Genomic DNA, 19,804 nt, shown 5'->3' with positions numbered 1-19,804 from the left:
CTTCATCGGGCCTCATGAATGTTGCGCCAGCGCCGTCGCACGCGCGCGCAGCGATGCCAGCAGACCGCGCAGCGCCTCACGCTGGGCCGGCTCGAGTTCGGCGAGCAGATCGGCCTCGGTCGCACGCGCCAGCGGCATCACCTCGGCATGGATCGCGCGGCCTTCGTCCGTCAGCGCCAGATGATGCGACCGCCCGTCGCCCGGATTGGGCAGGCGCGCGATCAGCCCGCGATCTTCGAGCACCTTGACCGCGCGGTTGACCGCGACCTTGTCCATCAGCGTCGCCGCGGTCAGCGCGCGCTGGGTCATCCCCCCGCCCGCGCCGCCGGCATCGCCCAGCACCGCCATCACCCGCCATTCAGGGATCTTGAGCGCAAACCGCTTGCGATAGCGTTCGGCGATCAGGCTGCTGACCGCGTTCGAGGTGACCGACAGCTGATAAGGCAGAAAGCCTGCCAGATCGCCGCTTTCCAATTCAGCCATAGGCGCGTTCATCCCACCAGGGATAGAAATCGGGCATGTCGGCGCTGACCCGGCCGGGATAGGCGGGCGCGCGCTTTTCGAGGAAGCTGGCGATCCCTTCCTTCGCGTCCGCTCCTCGGCTGAGGCGGTAGATCGCGCGGCTGTCGATCTTGTGCGCTTCCATCGGATGATCCGCGCTCATCAACCGCCACATCATCGCCCGCGTCATCGCCACCGACACCGCACTGGTGTTGTCGGCGATCTCGCGCGCGAGCGTTTGTGCCGCGCCAAGCAGATCGCCCGGTGCATGAAGCGACCGCACCAGCCCGCCAGACTTTGCCTCTGCCGCATCGAAAATCCGCCCAGTATAGCACCATTCCAGGGCTTGCTGGATGCCGACCAGCCGCGGCAGGAACCAGCTCGATGCGGCCTCGGGCACGATCCCGCGACGCGCAAAGACGAAGCCGTAGCGCGCGGTTTCGCTGGCAAGGCGGATGTCCATCGCCAGCTGCATGGTCGCCCCTACGCCCACCGCCACGCCGTTGCAGGCCGAGATCAGCGGCTTCTTGCTCTCGAACAGGCGCAGCGTCAGCAGACCACCGCCGTCGCGCACCTTGGGATCGGACAGATCATCGACCTCGCTCGGGTCGGAGAACACATGGCCCCCGCCCTCCGGCGTGAGATCGGCTCCGGCGCAGAACGCGCGCTCGCCGCTGCCGGTGAAGATCACCGCGCGCACCTTATCGTCGGCATCGATATCGTCCATCGCAGCGATGATCTCCTGACCCATCGTGCGGGTATAGGCGTTCATCTTGTCGGGACGGTTCAGCGTGATCGTGGCGATGCCATCGGCCTTGGTGACGATGATCTGGGTGTAGTCGCTCATTGCGGTTCTCTCTCGCTCGGGCGTCGGGGATGCGTGTTGGAGACACATGAGACACTGTCCAGAACAGGAAAACAAGCCTCGCACGGGGGCGCGAATTTGACAGGGACGACAGCGGCGAAGGAGCGGGTTGTAGCCATGCGGGGAACGCTATGCCTGGCGTGCGAAGTAGGAAAGCGCCGCCACGAAGATGCCTGCCTGCAAGGCCCCGAATGCAAAACCGCCCCCGTGCCGGGCGGCACGGAGGCGGTCTTTTGAAAGGTCTGATCAGACGTCGAGGATTAGCGCGGGGCCATCCGGATGCCGCCGTCGAGGCGCACGTCCTCGCCATTGAAATAGCCGGTTTCGATCATCGTCATGGCGAGCTTGGCATATTCGGTGGGGATGCCCAGACGCTTGGGGAACGGCACCGACGCGGCCAGCGCATCGCGCACGTTCTGCGGCGCTGCGGCGAGCAGCGGGGTATCGAAAATGCCCGGCAGGATGGTGTTGATGCGGATGCCTTCGTTCATCAGGTCGCGCGCGATGGGGAGCGTCATGCCGATCACGCCGGCCTTCGATGCCGAGTATGCCGCCTGACCGATCTGACCGTCCTCGCCCGCCACAGACGCGGTGTTGACGATCGCGCCGCGCTCACCGAATTCGTCCAGCGGATCGAGCGTCAGCATGCCCGCCGCCGACTTGGCGATGCAGCGGAAGGTGCCGATCAGATTGACCTGGATCACGAAATCGAAGGCCGAGACGGGGAAGTGCTTGATCGAGCCGTCTTCCTTGGAACGGCTGGCGGTCTTGATCGCGTTGCCGATGCCGGCGCAGTTGACGAGGATACGCTCCTGCCCGTGGGCTTCGCGGGCCTTGGCGAAACCGGCATCGACGTCTTCATCGCTGGTCACGTTGACCTTGCAGAAGATGCCGCCGATTTCGGCAGCGAGGGCCTCGCCCTTTTCCTCGTTCATGTCGAAGATCGCGACCTTGGCGCCCTTGGCCGCCAGCGCGCGCGCGGTGGCCGCACCAAGGCCCGAGGCACCGCCGGTGACGACGGCGGGAGTGTTGGCTGAAACTTCCATTGTTATTCCTCTCGAGATTTTAGGGGATCAAAGCGCCTCGACGATGGTGACGTTGGCGACGCCGCCGCCTTCGCACATCGTCTGGAGGCCGTATTTCTTGCCGCGCGCACGCAAGCCGTGAACCAGCGTCGCCATCAGCTTGGTGCCGCTCGCGCCGAGCGGGTGGCCGAGCGCAATCGCGCCGCCGTTGACGTTGAGCCGGGCCGGGTCAGCCCCGGTGTGCTTGAGCCATGCGAGCGGCACCGAGGCGAAGGCTTCGTTGACTTCGTAAAGGTCGATATCGTCGATGCTCATGCCCGCACGCTGCAACGCCCGGTCGGTGGCGAACAGCGGTTCTTCGAGCATGATGACCGGATCGCCCGCGGTCACGGTCAGGTTGTGGATGCGCGCCAGCGGGGTGAGGCCGTGGGCCTTCAGCGCCGCTTCGGACACCACCAGCACCGCCGATGATCCGTCGCAGATCTGGCTGGCAGAGGCCGCGGTCAGCGCGCCATCGGGCTGGATCAGCTTGACGCCCGCAATCGCTTCGAGCGTGGCATCGAAACGGATGCCTTCGTCGACGTTGTGGATCTGCGTGCCCTCGGGCGTGTCGATCTCGACGCCCACGATCTCGCGCTCGAACGCCCCGCCGCGCGTCGCAGCAATCGCGCGCTGGTGGCTTTCATAGGCAAATCGGTCGAGATCGTCCTTGGTGAAGCCGTGCTTCTTGACGATCATCTCGGCGCCCATGAACTGGCTGAAGTTGATGCCGGGAAACTTGGCTTCGATCCCGTCGGCCTTGGAATAGAGGCCTTCCTTCATGTGCAGCGTCACGTTCGATCCCATCGGCACGCGGCTCATGCTCTCGACGCCGCTGGCGATGACCACGTCCTGCGTCCCGCTCATCACGGCCTGCGCGGCAAACTGGATCGCCTGCTGCGATGATCCGCACTGGCGGTCGATGGTCACTGCCGGGGTCGATTGCGGGAGCAGCTTGCTCGCCAGTACGCCCATCCGCCCGACCTGCATCGCCTGCTCGCCCGCCTGACTGACGCAGCCCGTCACCACATCGTCGATCGCCTTGGGATCGATCCCGCTGCGCTCGACGATGGCATCGAGCGACTTGGCCAGCAGATCGACCGGATGCACCCCGGCCAGACGCCCGCCCCGGCGACCGCCCGCAGTGCGGACGGCTTCGACGATATATGCTGTGCTCATGATCTCTCCTCTGTCCCGGCATCCCGCAGGATGGGCGCGTGGTCAATCGGTTGCGCATCGCCACTCGCTTGCCCTTTCGCCTATTGAACCGGGGGGGCCAAATCAAGCGACGAAAATGATGGCCTGCCGATGGAATCGTACAGAGCCGATCACGAAAGTGGTGTTGCAGATTTAATACATCGCCCGGGCAAACTGTTGCAGCGAATAGACACGGAATTGCGCCGCTGTGCGGCATGGCGCATGCGTCCCGACTGGAGGGGGCCGCCAGCTATCGATGTCGGGCGCCCTTGACGTTGAAAGTTCACGTGACGGTCAAACCTAGAGGAGGACGACCACAATGAAGAAGCACACGCTTCTCAAGGCCGGTGCGGCAACTGCCGTTATCGCCCTGACAATCGGAGCCCCTGCGTTCGCGCAGGATGCGGACGTAACCACCGGCAATGCTGCCGATGCCGCCGAAGATACCGGCACCGGCATCGTCGTCACCGGTACGCGCCTGCGCTCGCCGAACCTCGAATCGGCCAGCCCGGTCACCGTCGTGACCGCAGAAGAAGTCTCGCTGACCGGTACGACCCGCGTTGAAGACCTCGTCAACTCGCTGCCGCAGGTGTTCGCTGGCCAGGGCGGTAACGTCTCGAACGGCGCCACCGGCACCGCGACCCTCAACCTGCGCGGCCTCGGTTCCGAGCGTACGCTGGTGCTGGTTAACGGCCGCCGCCTGATGCCCGGCACGCCGAGCACTTCGGCTGCCGACATCAACGCCATCCCCGCCGCCCTGATCGAGCGTATCGACGTGCTGACCGGCGGTGCATCGTCGGTGTACGGTGCCGACGCGGTTGCCGGCGTTGTCAACTTCGTGCTCGACACGGACTTCGAAGGCTTCAAGCTCAACGCCAACTATGGCGTGTACAACCACAACAACCGTTCCGGCCGCGATGTCCGTGAAGCGCTCGACGCACGCGGCTTCGGCTATCCGACCGGCATGGTCACCGATGGCGGCACGCTTGACGCCACCATCGCCTTCGGCAGCAGCTTCGACGACGGCCGCGGCCGCGTCACCGCCTATGCCGGCTACCGCAAGATCGACCCGGTGCTTCAGGCCCGTCGCGATTACTCGGCATGCGCCCTTTCGGCCACTTCGCTCGCTTCGGTGAACGCCGGCGGCCGTGCATACAACTGCGGTGGTTCGGCCACTTCGGCGACCGGCACCGTGTTCTTCAACACCGGCCTCGGCGAAGACTTCACCTCGACGGCTGCACAGTTCGGCCCGAACCGCACGTTGCTGGGCGGCACCACGCCGTTCAACTTCGCACCGCTGAACTACTACCAGCGTCCCGACGAACGCTACACCGCGGGCGTCTTTGCCGATTACGAAATCTCGGGCGCGATCAAGCCCTACATGGAATTCATGTTCATGGACGACCGCACGGTCGCCCAGATCGCTCCGTCGGGTGACTTCGGCAACACGCTGTCGATCAACTGCGACAACCCGTTGCTCTCGCCTGCCCAGCGGGACACGCTGTGCAACGCCGGCAACCTCTTGGTCAGCCCGCTGCCCGGCGATGCCTTCATCGTCACCGGCAACGTCGCTGCCGAAAATGCTGCCCGCGCAGCGCGCAACATCGGCGAGCCCTTGCTGCCGACCACGCCGTTCAACTTCATCGATCCGCTGACCGGCACCGGCTACAACCGTGCCTTCGCGCAGATCCTTCGTCGTAACGTCGAAGGCGGCGGTCGTCAGGATGATCTCCAGCACGTCAGCTATCGCGCCGTCATCGGTGTGAAGGGCGACCTGTCGCCGGCATGGTCGTATGATGCGTTCTATCAGTATGGTCGCAACAACTACTCGCAGACCTACCTGAACGACTTCTCGGTCACGCGTCTCAACCGCGCGCTCGATGTCGTCACCGGTCCGGGCGGCACCCCCGTCTGCCGTTCGACGCTCGATGGCACCGATCCGAACTGCGTGCCGTGGGACATCTTCTCGCCGGGCACCGTCGCTCCGAGCGCAGCTTCGGTTGCCTACCTCGCCACGCCGGGCTTCTCGCGCGGTATCGTGAGCCAGCAGGTCGCCAACGCGTTCCTGTCGGGTTCGCTGGGTGAGTATGGTCTGAAGAGCCCGTGGTCGGAACAGGGCATCGACGTCGTGTTCGGCGCCGAATACCGCAAGGAAAGCCTCGAGTTCAATTCGGACCAGGCCTTCAGCACCGGCGACCTCGCCGGCCAGGGCGCCCCGACCCTTCCGGTCGCCGGCAGCTTCGATGTGAAGGAATTCTTCACCGAAGTGCGTATCCCGATCGCGCAGGACAGCTGGGTGGAAGACTTCACCGTCACCGCCGGCTACCGCTATTCGGACTACAGCACGGGTGTGAACACCGACACCTACAAGATCGAAGCCGAACTCGCTCCGGTTCGCGACATCCGCTTCCGCGGCGGTTACAACCGCGCCGTGCGTGCGCCCACGATCCAGGATCTGTTCGCACCGAACCGCGTCGCGCTTGACGGTTCGACCGATCCTTGCGCAGGCTTCGTGATCGGTTCGGGCGGCTCGGGCCGTGCGGGCGATCCGGGTTGTATCGCTCAGGGCCTGACCGTTGGTCAGTTCGTGGCTGAAAACCCGGCCGGTCAGTACAACGGCTTCGTTGGCGGCAACGTCAACCTGCAGCCGGAAATCGCCGACACCTACACCGTCGGTGCCGTCCTGACCCCGACCTTCCTGCCCGGCTTCACCGCCAGCGTCGACTACTTCGACATCAAGGTCGAAGGCGCCATCGGCGGCATCGGGGCCGACCTGATCGTCCAGCAGTGCACCGACACCTCGGATGCGTTCTTCTGCGGTCTCGTCAACCGCGATCCTTCGGGTTCGCTGTGGCGCTCGAACGCAGGCTTCGTGATCAACCTGCCGCAGAACATCGGCTCGCTGAACACGTCGGGCATCGACGGCCAGATCAACTACAACACCGAAATCGGTGATGCAGGTACTCTGAACCTGAACTTCATCGGCACCTGGCTTGAAGAACTGTCGTCGAACGCGGGCGTCCCGGGCGCTCCGGACGTCGATTGCGTCGGCCTCTACGGCAACCTGTGCGGCACTCCGAACCCGGAATGGCGTCACCAGGCCCGTGTCGGCTTCAACGCCAAGAACGGTCTCGGTGCGTCGCTGCGCTGGCGTTACTTCGACTCGGTGGTGTTCGACGGTCTGACCGCGACCACCCAGCCGGGTATCCGTGGGTTCGATGATGTCAGCTACTTCGACCTCACGCTGACCTACGAAGCAGCCGACAACTTCAACTTCCTGATCGGTGCGAACAATATCCTCGACGAAGCACCGCAGGTCACCGGCTCGCAGGCTTGCCCGGCGGGTTCGTGCAACGGCAACACCTTCGCGCAGGTCTATGATGCGCTGGGTCGTTACATCTTCGCTGGCGTGACGCTTGATTTCTAAGCTTCCGCTTCGATAGACAAGGGATGGCGGGCCGAAAGGTCCGCCATTTCCTTTTGTGCGAGACCTTGACCCGCGTGAACCACAAGGATGCCCTCGCCCGGATTGCCCAGCTGTCCACCGCCGAACCCGCTGCGGCGCTGCGTGACGGGCTGGCGCTGATCAACGCGGATTATTCCGAATTGCTGCTTCCGGCAGCGCGCCGCCTTGCCGAGCATCACGCCGCAAGCGCGCAGGCGCACCAGCTGGCGGGGCTTGCTGCCCGGGCAGCCGGCGAAAGCGCCATCGCGCTCGCCGCCTTTGCCGCGGCCGCCCGCCTCGCCCCGCGCGATGCCCTGATCGCCCATTCGCACGCGCGCACCGCGCTGGAAGCCGGGACGCCCGCGACCGCCTTGTTCGCCGCTGCGGGGGCGCTTGCGCCGCAGGATGGCGGCGTGATCCTCGGTCATGCCGCCGCGCTGCTTCATGAAGGTCAGCCCGATGCGGCGATCGCGCGGCTCACCACGGTGCTCCGCGCCAACCCGCTGTGGCTTGACGGACATCGCAGCCTTGCCGCGATCCTTGCGCAGATGGGCGGCGATCCGCTCAGCGAAATCACCGCCGCGCTCGCGCGCAATCCACGCAGCGCCGAACTGCACCACTGCGCGATCGCAATCGCGCTGCAGGCACGCGATCTCGAACAGGCGGACGCCGCTGTCGCCGCGGCGCGCACCGCGCTCGGGTTGCCGGGCTGGCTCGCTTTGATGGCCGCGCACGTCGCATCGGAACGCGGCGCGCTCGCGGCGGCGGATGCGCACCTTGCCGCGGCTGGCGCGCCTGTCGATGCCGGCAATGGCTGGCTCCATGCACGACACCAGATCCGTGCGCGCCGACCGGACGCGGCGGCCGCGGTGCTCGAACCCCTGCTCGGCACGCCCGGCGATGCGCAGCTGTGGCCATACCTGTCGCTCGCCTGGCGGATGCTGGGCGATGAACGCGCCGCGTGGCTCGAAGCCGACCCGCAGCTTGTCGGCGTCTATGATCTGGGCCTGTCGCCTGCGGAGCTTCGGACGCTGGCCGATCACCTGCGTGCGCTGCATTTCGCCAAGGCCGCGCCGCTCGATCAGTCGGTGCGCGGGGGAACGCAGACCGACGGCAACCTGCTGCTGCGCATCGAAGCGCCGATCCGCGATCTCAAGGCACGCCTGCTCGCGATCGTCGATCGGCATGTCGCGCAGCTCCCCCCGCCCCCGCCCGCCGGATTGCCCGCGCACCCGACCTTGCCGCAGCGCCGCAGTCCGCAGCGGATCGCGGGCTCGTGGTCCGTGCGGCTGACCGGAGCCGGGTTCCACACCGATCACGTCCATCCGCAAGGCTGGTTCAGCTCGGCGCTCTATCTTGCGCTTCCCGAGACGCTGGGCGACGGCGCGGCCGATCACGCCGGGTGGCTCAGCCTCGGCGAAGCGCGCGATCTCGTTCCCGAACTCGGGCCGTTCCGCCTGATCGAGCCCAAACCCGGCAGGCTTGTCCTGTTTCCCTCGACAATGTGGCATGGTACCCGCACATTTCCGGCGGGCGAGCGGTTGACGGTCGCCTTCGATATTGCCCGACCCCGACAGGATTTGCCCTCATGAACCCCACCATCGCCCCGCCGTCCGCTTTCGACGAGGCCATCCGTCTGCGCCGTGCGGGCGACACGCAGGGCGCACTCGCGCTGGCCGAAGCGCATGCCGCGCCGACCGAGGCGGGCGCGCCGTTCCTGGCGATTGCCGGCCTTGCCGCGCTCGAACTGGGCGATGCGGCGCGCGCGCTCGGCCATCTCGAACCGTTGGCGCGGCTGCGTCCGGATGACCTCGAAATTCGCGCGGATTACGCCAACGCGCTGCTGGCCACCGGGCGCGAGGATGAGGCGCTGCGCCTTTCGGCCGGCTCACCGCATCCCGATCTTGCCCGCGTCGAGGCGTGGGTCCGCCAGCAGCGCGGAGAGCGCGGCGCGGCGATTGCAGCCTATGCGCGCGTGCTCCAGGCCGAGCCGGGCGATGCGGCGAGCTGGAACAATCTTGCCAATATCCATGCCGAAGCCGGGCGCTATGACGATGCGATCGTGGCGTTCGAACACGCGATCACGCACCGCCCGGACGAGCCGGGGATCTACCTCAACCTTGCCGATGTGCTGCGCCGCGCGGATATCGGCCCGGCGCGCCTCAAGGTCGCGCGCGATGTGGCCGCGATTGCGCCCGATGACCGCCAGGTGCAGACCGAACTCGCGATGGCGCTGGCACACAACGAGGAGCTCGACGAGGCGATCGCGGTGCTCGAAGCGGCCACCGCGCGCTGGCCCGAATTCGGCGAATCCCATCTTGAGCTTGGCCGGCTTTACGAAGCGACCAACCGCACCGATGACCTTGCAAAACTGCTCGCCTCGCTCGATCCCGAGGCTTGCCCGCCCGAGGTGGCGTTCCTGCACGCCTGGCTGGCCCAGCGCGAAGGCCGGTTCGAGGATGCGTCGCGCCATGCTGCCGCGATCCCGGCCACGATCCATCCGATCCGCAGCCAGGCCCTGATCGGCAATATCGCCGAGCGGCTGGGCGATTCGGAGCGCGCCTTCGCTGCCTTTGCCGCGATGAACGCCGAAGCGGTCGCCGAAAGCCCTGCCGCGCCGGGGCCGACCTACCGCCAGAAGCTCGAAGCCGATCTTGCCCGCTGGACCCCGCAATGGGCCGCCGGCTGGACGCCCCCTGCCCCCGCCGATCCCGCCCGCCGCGATCCGATCTTCCTCGTCGGCTTCCCGCGCTCGGGCACGACGTTGCTCGACACGATGTTGATGGGCCTGCCCGATCTGTGTGTGCTCGAAGAACGCCCGATGATGGCCGGGGTCGCGCGGATGGTGGGCGAGGCCGATCTGGCGCGCCTGTCGCCGGAGCAGATCGCGCAGCTGCGCGAGGCCTATTTCGCATCCGCCCGCGCCGAAGGCTGGGACGGGATGCGCTGGCTGGTCGACAAGCACCCGCTCAACATGGCCCGTGTGCCGCTGATCCTGCGCCTGTTTCCGAACGCACGTTTCATCCTTGCAGAACGCCACCCGGCCGACGTCGTGCTGAGCTGTTTCATGGCGAACTTCACGCTCAATCACGCGATGCGCAGCTTCACCGATCTCGAAGAGGCCGCGCGCACCTATGACACCGTGTTCCGCGCCTGGACCCGCGCAGGCGAACTGTTCGCACCGGCTGCGCATGCCGTGCGTTACGAACGACTGGTCGAAGATCCCCGCGCCGAGTTGCAACCGCTTGTCGCATGGCTGGGTCTCGGCTGGGACGACCGCCTGCTCACCCACGAGGAGACCGCGCGCAGCCGCACCCGCGTTCGCACCGCCAGTTATGCCCAGATCGGCGAGAAACTCTACACCCATGCGCGCGGCCGCTGGCAGCGTTATGGCGATGCGCTGACGCCGGTGATGCCGATATTGCGGCCATGGGCCGAACGGATGGGCTATCCCGGCTGAGCACACGCCATTTGCCGTTATGCAGGACCGGCGATATTCACCGGTGACACAAGATCGGGCGGCCGCCGCCGCGAGGGGAGACAACGAGGATGATTCGACTGACTGCTGCCGCTGCGGCTATGGCCGTGCTCGCCGGAACTCCGCTTGCCGCTCAGGATACCAAATCCGAAAGCAGCTACATCAAGGGCCTGCGCGAATGTCAGGCCAAGACCGATCCTGCCGCCCGCCTTGCATGCTATGACAGCGCGGTTGCCGCGGTGGTGGAAGCCACCAGCGAAGGCGAGCTGCGCGTCGTCGACCGCGAGGAAGTGCGCCAGACCCGCCGCAAACTGTTCGGTTTTTCGCTGCCCGATTTCGGCATCTTCTCCGGCAAGGACGACAAGGACGATTCCGCCGAGGCCGAAGAGTTTACCTCGCTCCAGACCACGATCAGCGGCGTGCGTTCGGTCAACGGCAAATATGTTCTCGTCACCGCCGAGGGTGCGCAGTGGCAGCTTGACGAGACACCGGCCCGGCTGATGCGGCCCAAGGTCGGACAGCCGCTGGAAATCAAGGCGGGCGCGCTCGGGAGCTACTTCCTGCGCATCAACGAGCAGAAGGGCGTGAAGGGCCGCCGCGTCCAGTGAACCGGTAATCGGCTGCAGCGGAGCGGACGCTCTGCTGCTACCGGTTGAAAGTCCTCTGTTTCCCGCTTTGGGATGGCGAAGGCCTTACGGCCATTTTGCGTTGGGTTCGCTGCGCAGTTTCCCTCGGCGTGCGCACCGCTGTGCCGTTCGCACCCGATGCCGTGACGGCCGGGGCACCATGCTGCAGGCTTTTTCGACCGGCGAAGGATCGTAAGTTGCCGCATTGTAATGGTGTTGCAACATTGACACAGAATTTCGCCAAACTGGTATTCCGGGGCTGTTTTCGTTTGCGGCCGTTGCGGGCAATGAAGCATTCATTTCCCCGTCATGCCTCCTCCGATTTTGTCGGGAAGGCAATCTGACCACCTAATACGAGCGGATCCGGCGTTCGTCGGGCAGCTAGGGGACCAATACAACATGAGAAGCATTTCAATCCTGAAGACAGGAACGGCATCGCTGGCCATGAGCCTGGTGCTGGTCGCATCGCCGGTGTTCGCACAGAACGCCGCTGCACAAGAAGATGAAGAGTCTGCAACCGAAGAGCAGACCCCCGAAGCCGCGCCGGGCGGGATCATCGTTAGCGGGACGCGTCTGCGCGTGCCGAACCTCACCTCACCCGAACCGATCACCACGCTCAGCAGCCAGCAGCTTCGCGAGCGCAACTTCACCAACATCGCCGATGCGCTCAACGAACTGCCCGGCAACCGCGGCAGCGTGACCCCGGCAGGCGGCCAGGGCTTCGGCCAAGGCACCAACTTCATCAACAACTACGGCCTTGGCTCGAACCGCACCCTGACCTTGGTGAACGGTCGCCGCTTCGTTAGCTCGAATGTCGCCACAATCTTCACGAACGCCGCGGCGGGCACGCAGGTTGACCTTAACGTCATCCCCAGCATCCTCGTCGACCGGATCGACGCTATCAGCGTTGGCGGCGCACCGCTTTATGGTTCGGATGCCATCTCCGGGACGATCAACGTCGTCTTGCGCTCGAAGTTCGACGGCGTCGACATGCAGGGCACGATGGGCATCTCGGAAGAGGGCGACAACCAGACCTACAACCTGTCGGGCCTGTTCGGCAAATCCTTCATGGACGATCGCCTGAACCTGACCTTCTCGGTTTCGCACGATAACGTTGAAGGCCTCGTTTACAACGATCGCGAATTCCTGCGTCGCCGGATCGGCGGGGCAACCAACCCGACCAGCGCACAAGCCGTGTCCTTGCGTCCCGGCGTGGTTTCGACCCCCTTGAACGACGGCCGCCTCAACCCTGCCTTCGGCTTCAACAACTCGCTGACCGACGGCAATCCCGGCACCGTACTCATCCGCGGTGTCAACATTCCCTATCTGACGCCGGGCGGTCTGATCACCGGGACCAACCTTGCGGGCGCCGATCCACTGAACCCTGCGGTTCGATTCGGGTTCGCCACGAACAACGGTCTCCAGTTCGCGCCCAACGGAAACCTTGTGCCCTTCAATCAGGGGATCGTGTTCCCCGGCACATCCGGTTCGGGCGGCGACGGTTTCCGCTTCTCCGACTACACGCAGATCACTTCGGATCTGAAGCGCACCACACTGAACGGCTTCATTACCTTCGAAGTCGCGCCCAGCATCGAACTGTTCGCTGAAGGAACCTATTTCAAGTCGCGCGCGGATGAACTGGTGCAGCAGCCCACGTTCAACAGCTCGCTGTTCGGCGGCCTCAGCGGCGCGCTCACCTATTCGGTGAACAACCCGTTCCTGACCGCACAGGCCCGCGATGCCCTCGTATCGCGCGGCGTGACGCAGTTCCAGGTGTCGCGTTCGTCTGACGACTTTGCCGACCTGACCGGCTTCAACAAGACGAACATCTATTACGGCACCGGTGGTATCCGCGGCGACTTCAGCCTGTTCGGCAACGCCTGGAACTTCGAAGCCTTCGCCAGCCATGGCCGCACCCGCAGCCGCGACTTCGGCCAAGACGTCAATGCCCAGAACTTCATCAATGCCACCAACGTTGCTTTGGTGAATGGGCAGATCGTCTGCACCACCGCACAGACCCGGACGGGCGGCTTCGCCGCGCCGGGCGGCACGCCGATCGCCGACCCCAACTGCCAGCCGCTCAACGTCTTCGGACGCGGCGTGGCCTCGCAGGCGGCGCTCGACTACATCATCGAAGATTTTGTCACCACCAGCACGCAGGAACAGACAGTCTACAACGCCAACTTCGGTGGTGGGCTGTTTGATCTGTGGGGTGCAGGTCCGCTGGCCCTTAACATCGGTTACGAGCACCGCGACGAAGCGGCGAGCTTCATCCCGAGCGATTTCCAGCAGGCTGGTCGTGGCCGTTCGGTGGCCATCGTTCCGGTGACGGGCAAGTACAACCTCGACGAAGTGTTCGGCGAAGCCGTGCTTCCGCTCATCTCGCCCGATAACAACTTCTTCCTGCACAGTGCCCAGCTGTTCGGTCGTGGTCGTTATTCGGATAACTCGATCAACGGCGGGCAATTCTCCTACACCGTCGGCGGCACGATCGCGCCGGTTGAGGACATCCAGTTCCGCGGAAACTACACCCAGTCGTTCCGTTCGCCGGGCATCACCGAACTGTTCCTGCCGCAGGTCAACACGTTCGCAACCGTCCCCGATCTCTGCCAGGATGCCGCGATCGGTCTCGGTGCAGTGCCTGACATCCGTCGTCGCAACTGCACCGCGTTCCGCAACGCGTTCCCGAACACGAACTTTGCGGTTCCGGATCCGGCATCGCAGGCGACCGTGCCGGCGCGTTCGGGCGGCAACCCGAACCTCGAGAACGAGCGGGCGACCAGCTTCACCTACGGCGTGATCTTCCAGCCGCGGTTCATCCCGCGTCTCGCTATCACCGCTGACTATGTGAGCATCCGCCTCAAGGGTCCGATCTCGAGCCTTACGGTCCCTACGATCGTCAGCGGCTGTTTCGATAACGAGAACTTCAACACCGACGATGTGCTCAACGCCAACAGCTTCTGCTCGCAGATCCGTCGCGATCCGACCACCGGTCGCGTTCTTGGCGATCCGCAGAACCCGGCAGTTTCCAGCGGCTTTGTGAATGGTCAGGAGATCAAGTTCAGCGGCATCCAGGGTACAATCGGCTACAGCATTCCGATGACGGACCTTGGCCTGGACGGCACACTCTCGTTCGGCGGTGACATGCTCTATGTGCGTCGTCGCCTCGTCAACATCACGGGCGTTGCTCCGGCACGCAGCGACGGAACCATCGGCGATCCCGAGTTCTCGGGTCAATTGCGGATCCGTTATGTCGAGCGTGATTTCGGTATCAACACGACGATCAATTACACGGGCGAACAGCTGTTCAGCCGCCTTAACCGCGAAATCGGTCAGTCGGGTCAGGGCTTCGACGCTCGCGAGATCGATCAGCTTAACGACTACGTGACCGTCAACGGGTCGATCTTCTTCGATCCGACCGACAACTTCCGTCTGACCCTCGCGGTGAACAACCTGTTCAACCGCCAAGGCCAGAAGTATCAGGGCGAGTTGATCCCGGCGAGCTTCACCGATCTGATCGGCCGTCGCTTCAGCGTGAGCGCCAACGTCAGGTTCTGACGCGACGACGCACTGCGAAAAGAATGGGGCGCTTTCGGCTACGAAAGCGCCCCGTTTTCGTATTAGCCGGCGCGCATCGCCAGCTGCCCATCGCCTTCGTCGATGGTGAGCGTGCTGCCATCGGGAAGCTGACCGGCGAGCAGCATCTCGGCGAGCGGATCCTGCACATAACGCTGCACCGCACGCTTCAGCGGCCTTGCGCCGTAGACAGGATCGTAGCCAACACGGCCCAGCCAGCGAAGCGCCGCCTCGGTCAGGTCGAGCGTGATCTTGCGATCGGCGAGCAGCTTCTGCACGCGCTTGACCTGGATATCGACGATCGGTGCCATGTGTTCCTGACCCAGACGGTGGAACAGGATGATCTCGTCGAGACGGTTCAGGAACTCGGGCCGGAAATGCCCGCGCACCACGTCCATCACGTCCTTTTCGACGCTTGCGGTGTCCGCCCCGTCGGGCAGGTTGGCAAGATACTGGCTGCCGAGGTTGCTGGTGAGGATGATCAGCGTGTTGCTGAAATCGACCACGCGCCCCTGCCCGTCGGTCAGGCGCCCGTCGTCGAGCACTTGCAACAGCACGTTGAAGACATCGGAGTGCGCCTTCTCGACCTCGTCGAACAACACCACCTGATAGGGGCGGCGGCGCACGGCTTCGGTCAGCACCCCGCCCTCTTCATAACCGACATAGCCCGGAGGCGCGCCGATCAGGCGGGCGACGGCGTGTTTCTCCATGAACTCGCTCATGTCGATCCGCACCATCGCGCTGTCATCGTCGAACAGGAAGCCGGCCAAAGCCTTGGTCAGTTCGGTCTTGCCGACGCCCGTGGGGCCGAGGAACAGGAACGATCCCAAGGGTCGACCCGGATCCTGCAAGCCTGCACGCGCGCGGCGCACCGCCTTCGATACGGCCTGGATCGCCTGGCTCTGCCCGATCACGCGCTTGCCGAGGATGTTCTCCATGTCGAGCAGCTTTTCGCGCTCGCCCGCCATCATCTTGTCGACCGGAACGCCCGTCCAGCGGCTGACGACGCCGGCGATGTCTTCCTCGGTCACTTCCTCGCGCAGCATGGCGTTGGCGGCCTGCCCCTGTGCTTCGGCAAGCTGCTTTTCCAGTTCGGGGATGCGCCCGTAGGACAGCTCGCCCGCCTTCGCCAGATCGCCTTCGCGCTGCGCCTGTTCGAGTTCGAGACGCGCGGTGTCGAGCGCTTCCTTGATCCTGCCTTCGGCCTCGATCTTGTCGCGCTCGTTCTGCCAGCGGGTGGTGAGCTCGGCCGATTGCTGCTCGAAATTGGCCAGCTCCTCGCGCAAGGCGACAAGCCGGTCTTTCGAGTTCTGGTCGCTTTCTTTCTGGAGCGCCTGTTCCTCGATCTTCAACTGGATGATCCGCCGGTCGAGCCCTTCGATCTCCTCGGGCTTGCTCTCCACCTCCATGCGGATGCGGCTCGCCGCCTCGTCCATCAGGTCGATCGCCTTGTCGGGGAGGAAGCGGTTCTGGATGTAGCGATCGGACAGCTTCGCCGCAGCGACAATCGCGCCGTCGGTGATCCGCACGCCGTGGTGCAGCTCGTATTTGTCCTTGATCCCGCGCAGGATCGAGATCGTGTCTTCCACGGTCGGTTCGGCGATGAACACCGGCTGGAACCGCCGCTGGAGCGCGGGATCCTTCTCGACATACTTCTGATATTCGTCGAGCGTCGTCGCGCCGATGCAGTGCAGCTCACCGCGCGACAATGCGGGCTTCAACAGGTTCGAGGCATCCATCGAGCCTTCTGACGCGCCCGCCCCGATCAGCGTGTGCATCTCGTCGATGAACAGGATGATCTGGCCTTCGGCATGCTTGACCTCGTCGAGCACGGACTTCAGCCGTTCCTCGAACTCGCCGCGATACTTCGCGCCTGCGATCAGCGCGCCCATGTCGAGGCTCATGAGCGTCCGCCCCTTGAGGCTGTCGGGCACGTCACCATTGGCAATGCGCAGCGCGAGGCCTTCGGCAATCGCGGTCTTGCCGGTGCCGGGCTCGCCGATCAGCGCGGGGTTGTTCTTGGTGCGGCGCGCAAGGATCTGGATCGTGCGGCGAATTTCCTCGTCGCGGCCGATGACGGGATCAAGCTTGCCGTCGCGCGCGGCCTTGGTGAGGTCGCGGGCGAACTTCTCCATCGCGTCATAGGTGCTTTCGGCGCCCGCGCTGTCTGCGCGCTTGCCGCCGCGCAATTGCTCGATCGCGGTGTTGAGCGATTGCGGCGTGATCCCTGCGGCCTTCAAGGCCTCGCCCGCCGCGCCCGGTGCAAGCACCAGCGCGGTCAGCATCCGCTCGACCGTGACATAGCTGTCGCCCGCCTTGTCGGCGAGCTGTTCGGCCTGGTCGAGCAGGCGCACCGCATCATTGTCGAGCCCAGGGGTCGCCTGCGCGCCGCCGCCGGTCACTGCCGGAATCTTCGACAGGCCCGCGTCCACCGCGGTCGCCGCCAGCGGGGCCTGCCCGCCCGCACGCTGGATCAGCCCGGCGGCCATGCCTTCGCTGTCTTCGAGCAGCGCCTTGGCGATATGCAGCGGTGTGATGCGCTGGTGATTGAGCCGGATCGCGACGGTCTGTGCGGCTTGCAGGAAGCCCTTGGCGCGGTCGGTGAACTTTTCGAGATTCATGGTGAGCTTACCCCTCCAAAGTGGTCCACCCGCAGATGGTGTTGCACAATGGCAACACAAGAGCCGGCGGTGAATTTTCTGCAATCAGGTGTATTACCCGGATAGGTGGGTTCGCCAAGCATGATCGGCAAGAGCAGGTGCGCGCCTTGACCTTGGCCGCGCCTCAAGCGATGGAGTTACCACACGATTTGGGAGAGAAATCGGTCATGAAATGGGTAAAACGCGGCAGCTTTGCGCTGCTGGCGGTGGCAGTGCTTGGCGTTGCAGGGCTTGCCACGTGGGAACCGTTCATGGCCGAGGCTGCCGCCCCGCAATCTCAGCGCACCTATTCCGCCGAGATCATCCGCGACGAATGGGGCGTGCCGCGCATCACCGGAAAAACCGACGCTGATACTGCTTATGGTGTGGCAATCGCGCATGCCGAGGATGATTTCTTCACGCTGCAGGATGTCGTTGCGATGAGCCGCGGGCGATACGGCGCAATCGCAGGCGAGGAAGGCGCGAAGATTGATTTTGCCTATCACCTGATCGATGCGCGTGGCACGGCGGAGCGCGAATATCCTAGGCTTCCCGCCGATACCCGCGCGCTCTTCGAAGCTTATGCCGCGGGCCTCAACCAATATGCCAGCGAGCACCCGGGCGAGGTGAAGCTGGCCAATCTGTTCCCGGTGAACGGCATGGATGTGGCCGCAGGCTTTGCATTGCGCCAGCCGTTCTTCTTCGGGCTCGACGCGGTGATCGGGCCACTTGTCGCAGGCGAGGATCTGCGCCGCGAACATGGCCCCGATATTCCAGGTTTCCCGCGCGCCCCCCTGCCCGGCGCACAGGAACCTGCCGCCCCTGCTCCGCAGCAGGCCCGCACGCTGGTCCTCCCGCTGGGGGAGGATGCCGAACACCTGGGCTCGAACGCCTTTGCCATCGCGCCGCGGAAGGGCGGCGGCATCACCACGCTCGTCTCCAATTCGCACCAGCCACTGCGCGGCGGCGTGGCGTGGTATGAACTGGTCGTGGAAAGCGGCGAAGGCTGGCACTTTGCCGGCGCGAATTTCCCGGGATCGCCCTTCCCCTTCCTCGGCCATAACGAACATCTGGGCTGGACCAACACGGTCAACACCCCCGACATGATCGACGTCTACCAGCTCGAGCTCGACGATAGCGGCACGCGTTACCGGCTCGACGGGCAGTGGCGCGATCTGGAAAGCCGGATGGTGACGCTGCCGGTCAAGCTAGGACCCGTGGTGCTGCCGATCCGCCGCGAAATCCTGCGTTCGGTGCACGGCCCCGTGATCCGCAATGCCAAGGGCGCGTTTGCAATCCGTTATGGCGGGATCGGGCAGTTGCAGCAGCTCGATGCCTATTACCGCCTGAACAAGGCGAAGACCTTTGCCGAATGGGAAGGCCAGCTGTCGCGGCTCGCGATTCCTTCGACCAATTTCATCTATGCCGACAAGACCGGGACGATCGCCTATGTCTACAACGCCGCGATCCCTGCGCGGCCCGAGGGCATCAAGGCCGACTGGCGCAGCATCCTGCCGGGTAATCGCAGCGATCTGATCTGGCAGGGTTCGGTCGATTACACCGCGCTGCCGCGGGTCGTGAACCCGGCTAGCGGATGGCTCTACAATTCGAACAACACCCCCTTCACCGCGGCGGGCGCAGGCAGCGATCTTGTTCCTGCCGCGTTTTCTCCCACGCTGGGGATCGAGCTGAAACAGACCAACCGCTCGCGCCGCGCATACAAGCTCCTGTCCGAGGCGGGCGTGATCGACCGCGCGGCATTGGAAGCGATCAAATACGACACTGCCTACGCGCGCGAAGGTTATGTCGCGCGGCTGTTCGATGCGCTGGAGGGCCTGAAGGCCGAGGGGCAGACAACCAAGGCACGCGATCTGCTGCTGTCATGGGATTTCACCGCCGATGGCAAGGGCGCAGCCGATGCAATCGCGATGCTGATGCTGCGCGATTTCATGGCCGCCGATTACAACAACAAGCCCTTCCCCGATGTCGCCCAGAAGCTGAACGCGGCCGCTGACCATCTTATGACCCATTTCGGCAGGCTCGACCCGCCGCAGGGCGATCTGGTGCGGCTGCGGCAGGGCAATGTCGATCTGCCGGTCGATGGCGGTTCGGACACCTTGCGCGCGGCGACCACGTGGGATGTTGACGATGACGGTCGCCTCAGCCTCAAGCATGGTGACAGCTTCATCATGTGGATCGAATGGGCGCCCGGCGCGCGGGTATCCTCGCGGTCGGTCCAGCCTTTCGGCGCGGCCTCCACCCGGCCCGCCAGCCCGCATTACACCGACCAGATGCGCCTGTTTGTCGATCACAAGCTGAAGCCGGTGCATTTCTGGCGCGATGACCTGCTGGCACAGGCCAGCTCACGCCGCAAAAGCAAGACCGTGACCAACGCCCGCTAATTCGCCATACT

Annotated in this window: 11 protein-coding genes; 6 read left to right on the top strand and 5 right to left on the bottom strand. The window is 64.7% G+C overall.

Annotated features, from left to right (window positions below):
• Window positions 1–12 precede the first annotated feature (12 nt).
• The 4 genes from A9D12_RS08590 to A9D12_RS08575 form a co-directional block, all read right to left on the bottom strand.
• Complete coding sequence (locus tag A9D12_RS08590) at window positions 13–483, bottom strand: MarR family winged helix-turn-helix transcriptional regulator (protein ID WP_068350903.1); 471 nt, start codon at window positions 481–483, stop codon at window positions 13–15.
• A complete protein-coding gene (locus A9D12_RS08585; RefSeq protein ID WP_068350902.1) occupies window positions 476–1,348 on the bottom strand; it encodes a crotonase/enoyl-CoA hydratase family protein in 873 nt (290 codons plus the stop codon). The genes A9D12_RS08590 and A9D12_RS08585 overlap by 8 nt, the downstream gene beginning before the upstream one ends.
• Before the next feature lie 278 nt (window positions 1,349–1,626).
• Window positions 1,627–2,412 (bottom strand): SDR family NAD(P)-dependent oxidoreductase, encoded by a 786-nt coding sequence (locus A9D12_RS08580; RefSeq protein ID WP_068350901.1) that lies wholly within the window; start codon window positions 2,410–2,412, stop codon window positions 1,627–1,629.
• A 27-nt stretch (window positions 2,413–2,439) separates the two neighbouring features.
• On the bottom strand, window positions 2,440–3,609 hold the full coding sequence (locus tag A9D12_RS08575) for an acetyl-CoA C-acetyltransferase (protein ID WP_068350900.1): 1,170 nt from the start codon (window positions 3,607–3,609) through the stop codon (window positions 2,440–2,442).
• Window positions 3,610–3,946: 337 nt separating this feature from the next.
• Between A9D12_RS08575 and A9D12_RS08570 the strand changes: the two genes are divergently transcribed.
• The 5 genes from A9D12_RS08570 (at window position 3,947) to A9D12_RS08550 (ending at window position 14,734) form a co-directional block, all read left to right on the top strand.
• A complete protein-coding gene (locus tag A9D12_RS08570) occupies window positions 3,947–7,054 on the top strand; it encodes a TonB-dependent receptor domain-containing protein (RefSeq protein WP_068350899.1) in 3,108 nt (1,035 codons plus the stop codon).
• Window positions 7,055–7,128: 74 nt separating this feature from the next.
• Window positions 7,129–8,664, top strand: coding sequence for a putative 2OG-Fe(II) oxygenase (locus A9D12_RS08565; RefSeq protein ID WP_068354102.1), 1,536 nt, complete (start codon window positions 7,129–7,131; stop codon window positions 8,662–8,664).
• Complete coding sequence (locus A9D12_RS08560; protein WP_068350898.1) at window positions 8,661–10,532, top strand: tetratricopeptide repeat-containing sulfotransferase family protein; 1,872 nt, start codon at window positions 8,661–8,663, stop codon at window positions 10,530–10,532. Before A9D12_RS08565 ends, A9D12_RS08560 begins: the two co-directional genes overlap by 4 nt.
• Window positions 10,533–10,621: 89 nt before the next feature.
• Window positions 10,622–11,158: a hypothetical protein gene (locus tag A9D12_RS08555; protein ID WP_068350897.1), complete on the top strand. Its 537-nt coding sequence runs from the start codon at window positions 10,622–10,624 to the stop codon at window positions 11,156–11,158.
• 327 nt (window positions 11,159–11,485) lie between these two features.
• Window positions 11,486–14,734 carry a TonB-dependent receptor domain-containing protein gene (locus tag A9D12_RS08550; protein WP_231889580.1) on the top strand — a complete coding sequence of 1,083 codons (3,249 nt, stop codon included), beginning with the start codon at window positions 11,486–11,488 and terminating at the stop codon, window positions 14,732–14,734.
• 62 nt (window positions 14,735–14,796) lie between these two features.
• Here the strand turns inward: A9D12_RS08550 and clpB are convergent, their stop codons facing one another.
• Entirely contained in the window at window positions 14,797–17,373 is a 2,577-nt protein-coding gene (clpB, locus tag A9D12_RS08545) for an ATP-dependent chaperone ClpB (protein WP_068350895.1), read from the bottom strand.
• 206 nt (window positions 17,374–17,579) lie between these two features.
• Here clpB and A9D12_RS08540 point away from each other — a divergent pair, with 206 nt between their 5' ends.
• Window positions 17,580–19,793, top strand: coding sequence for a penicillin acylase family protein (locus tag A9D12_RS08540; protein WP_068350894.1), 2,214 nt, complete (start codon window positions 17,580–17,582; stop codon window positions 19,791–19,793).
• Window positions 19,794–19,804: the final 11 nt, after the last annotated feature.

Origin of the sequence: Erythrobacter neustonensis (genome assembly GCF_001663175.1) — a bacterium.
Taxonomy (GTDB): domain Bacteria; phylum Pseudomonadota; class Alphaproteobacteria; order Sphingomonadales; family Sphingomonadaceae; genus Erythrobacter; species Erythrobacter neustonensis.
This window is presented reverse-complemented; position numbering and strand designations above follow the sequence as displayed.

Bases quoted from the DNA above. Each gene is read 5' to 3' on its own strand.
- A9D12_RS08570 (WP_068350899.1), top strand. From the start codon at position 3,947: ATGAAGAAGCACACGCTTCTCAAGGCCGGTGCGGCAACTGCCGTTATC.
- A9D12_RS08580 (WP_068350901.1), bottom strand. From the start codon at position 2,412: ATGGAAGTTTCAGCCAACACTCCCGCCGTCGTCACCGGCGGTGCCTCG.
- clpB (WP_068350895.1), bottom strand. From the start codon at position 17,373: ATGAATCTCGAAAAGTTCACCGACCGCGCCAAGGGCTTCCTGCAAGCC.
- A9D12_RS08585 (WP_068350902.1), bottom strand. From the start codon at position 1,348: ATGAGCGACTACACCCAGATCATCGTCACCAAGGCCGATGGCATCGCC.
- A9D12_RS08555 (WP_068350897.1), top strand. From the start codon at position 10,622: ATGATTCGACTGACTGCTGCCGCTGCGGCTATGGCCGTGCTCGCCGGA.
- A9D12_RS08550 (WP_231889580.1), top strand. From the start codon at position 11,486: ATGCCTCCTCCGATTTTGTCGGGAAGGCAATCTGACCACCTAATACGA.
- A9D12_RS08575 (WP_068350900.1), bottom strand. From the start codon at position 3,609: ATGAGCACAGCATATATCGTCGAAGCCGTCCGCACTGCGGGCGGTCGC.
- A9D12_RS08560 (WP_068350898.1), top strand. From the start codon at position 8,661: ATGAACCCCACCATCGCCCCGCCGTCCGCTTTCGACGAGGCCATCCGT.
- A9D12_RS08540 (WP_068350894.1), top strand. From the start codon at position 17,580: ATGAAATGGGTAAAACGCGGCAGCTTTGCGCTGCTGGCGGTGGCAGTG.
- A9D12_RS08590 (WP_068350903.1), bottom strand. From the start codon at position 483: ATGGCTGAATTGGAAAGCGGCGATCTGGCAGGCTTTCTGCCTTATCAG.